This window comes from Salipaludibacillus sp. CUR1 (genome assembly GCF_021028955.1).
GTDB lineage: Bacteria > Bacillota > Bacilli > Bacillales > Salisediminibacteriaceae > Salipaludibacillus.
The window spans coordinates 1-2,682 of the sequence record NZ_JAIWPE010000060.1 but is presented as its reverse complement, the minus strand read 5'-3'; the positions used below and the strand labels follow the sequence as shown (position 1 = coordinate 2,682).

Here is a 2,682-nt window from a genome sequence, read left to right as displayed (position 1 = left end):
TTTTTTTTTATGTTAATTATGATAATAATTGTGTTAGCACTCATCGAGGTCGAGTGCTAATAAATAAACAAAAAATGTTAATCCTGCGTTTCAAAAGCGCACAAATATTAAAGGAGGGTGTTTTCCTTGTTAAAACCATTAGGCGATCGTATTGTCATTGAGTTGGTCGAGCAAGAAGAAAAAACTGCGAGTGGAATTGTACTTCCGGATTCTGCAAAAGAAAAGCCTCAAGAAGGTAAAGTTGTTGCAGTAGGTACAGGACGCGTTACAGATAACGGTGAGCGCGTAGCGTTGGAAGTAAAAGACGGAGACGCTGTCATTTTCTCTAAATTTGCAGGCACAGAAGTGAAGTATGAAGGCAAGGAATATTTAATCCTTCGCGAAAGCGACGTTCTGGCAGTTATCGGTTAATTGACACGCCGTTGAAGTCGTTATGGCCGGTATACCGGTCACTCTTTTCCTAAAAATAAAAGGTTACATATAATAACAGGAGGTTGATGTTAGTATGGCAAAAGATATTAAATTCCGTGAAGATGCACGTCGTTCAATGATGCGCGGGGTGGATCGTCTGGCTGATACAGTAAAAGTAACTCTTGGACCAAAAGGACGCAACGTGGTTCTTGAGAAGAAATTCGGTTCTCCATTAATCACTAATGATGGTGTGACAATTGCAAAAGAAATCGAGCTGGAAGATAACTTTGAAAATATGGGTGCCCAGCTTGTTTCCGAGGTTGCCAGCAAAACGAACGACATTGCCGGTGACGGTACAACAACTGCCACAGTTCTGGCTCAGGCTATGATCGCTGAAGGTCTGAAAAACGTCACTTCCGGTGCAAACCCTATGGTTATCCGTAAAGGGATTGAAAAAGCGACTCGCGCAGCAGTTGAGGAGCTGAAAAACATTTCCAAGCCAATCGAAAGCAAGGAGTCTATCTCTCAAGTTGCGGCGATCTCTGCAGCTGATGATGAAGTAGGCCAGTTAATTGCTGAAGCAATGGAACGTGTTGGAAACGACGGCGTTATCACTGTAGAAGAATCCAAAGGTTTCGCAACTGAGCTTGAAGTTGTGGAAGGTATGCAGTTCGACCGCGGATATGCATCTCCATACATGGTAACTGATTCTGACAAGATGGAAGCTGTTCTTGAAGATCCTTACATCCTGATCACTGACAAGAAGATCGGCAACATTCAGGAAGTTCTTCCTGTACTTGAGCAGGTTGTTCAGCAGAGCCGTCCAATCCTGATCATTGCTGAAGACGTTGAAGGTGAAGCGCTTGCCACATTAGTTGTTAATAAGCTTCGCGGGACATTCAATGCTGTAGCTGTTAAAGCACCAGGCTTCGGTGACCGTCGTAAAGCGATGCTTGAAGACGTAGCTACACTAACAGGCGGTGAAGTGATTACAGAAGATCTTGGCTTAGACCTTAAATCTGCAAACATCACTCAGCTTGGACGCGCATCTAAAGTTGTTGTTACAAAAGACAACACAACAATCGTTGACGGAAACGGAGATGCAGCAGAAATCTCTAACCGTGTTAACCAGATCAAAGCTCAATTAGAAGAAACAACTTCTGATTTTGATAAAGAAAAACTTCAGGAGCGTCTTGCTAAATTAGCTGGCGGTGTCGCTGTTGTAAAAGTCGGCGCAGCAACTGAAACTGAAATGAAAGAGCGTAAACTTCGTATCGAAGACGCCTTGAACTCCACTCGTGCAGCCGTTGAAGAAGGTATTGTTGCCGGTGGTGGTACAGCATTAATTAACGTACTGAACGCGGTACGCGGTATTGACGTTGAAGGTGACGAAGCAACAGGTGTTAACATCGTGCTCCGCGCCCTTGAAGAGCCGGTCCGCCAAATCGCTGAAAACGCAGGCCTTGAAGGCTCAATTATCGTTGAACGCCTCAAAGGCGAGCAGGTTGGCATAGGATTTAACGCCGCAACAGGCGACTATGTGAACATGATCGAAGCTGGAATCGTTGACCCGACTAAGGTAACACGTTCCGCGCTTCAAAACGCAGCATCTGTCTCTGCTATGTTCTTAACAACAGAAGCAGTTATCGCTGATCACCCAGAAGAAGAAGGCTCAGGCGGCGGAATGCCGGACATGGGCGGCATGGGTGGCATGGGCGGAATGGGCGGCATGATGTAAGCTGCCTACCGAAGCCTTGACCTAGAAGGCTTTTGGTTTATCATTTTCACTTGTGCTCATGGTTTTGCTCATGTTTTAAAAGGTTTAAGTTATAGAAACTTTTAAATATAGTAAGTAGAACCGTTTCTGTTGAAAAATATACGAAATGGCGTACTAATTAAGAGACCAAATCTTTATGATTTGGTCTCTTAATTTTTCCTTATATATTAAATTTCCTTAATATTAACACTACAAATTATCACTAATAATCCTGAATAGCATAATGACTATCGCTATTATTATCAATGTGCTAATCTTTTTATAAATTGGTATGTTATTTGTTATGTTGATATTTTAAAACTAAAAAGATGCATGGATATAGATGGAGAATGTGAATGATTGTATTTAGGCTAACGGGAGGGGGGATAGTAATATTAAAAGGAGCATTCCTGTAAGAAAGAAATTTGGGGTTTGAACAAAAAAGAGCCCCCTTGGTATGATACGAGGTGTCCAAAGCTGATCAGCGAAAAGGACCCTTAATTGATACCCAAGGA

General features: G+C 42.8%; 2 protein-coding genes. Both read left to right on the top strand.

The window, feature by feature from the left end; translation table 11 throughout:
• The first annotated feature begins 126 nt into the window (after positions 1–126).
• Positions 127–411: a co-chaperone GroES gene (groES, locus tag K8O68_RS12830; protein WP_093050852.1), complete on the top strand. Its 285-nt coding sequence runs from the start codon at positions 127–129 to the stop codon at positions 409–411.
• 94 nt (positions 412–505) lie between these two features.
• Complete coding sequence (gene groL, locus K8O68_RS12825) at positions 506–2,149, top strand: chaperonin GroEL (RefSeq protein WP_230897275.1); 1,644 nt, start codon at positions 506–508, stop codon at positions 2,147–2,149.
• The last annotated feature ends 533 nt before the right edge of the window (positions 2,150–2,682 follow it).

Excerpts from the sequence above, each read along its gene's own strand:
- groL (WP_230897275.1), top strand. The coding sequence starts at position 506 with ATGGCAAAAGATATTAAATTCCGTGAAGATGCACGTCGTTCAATGATG.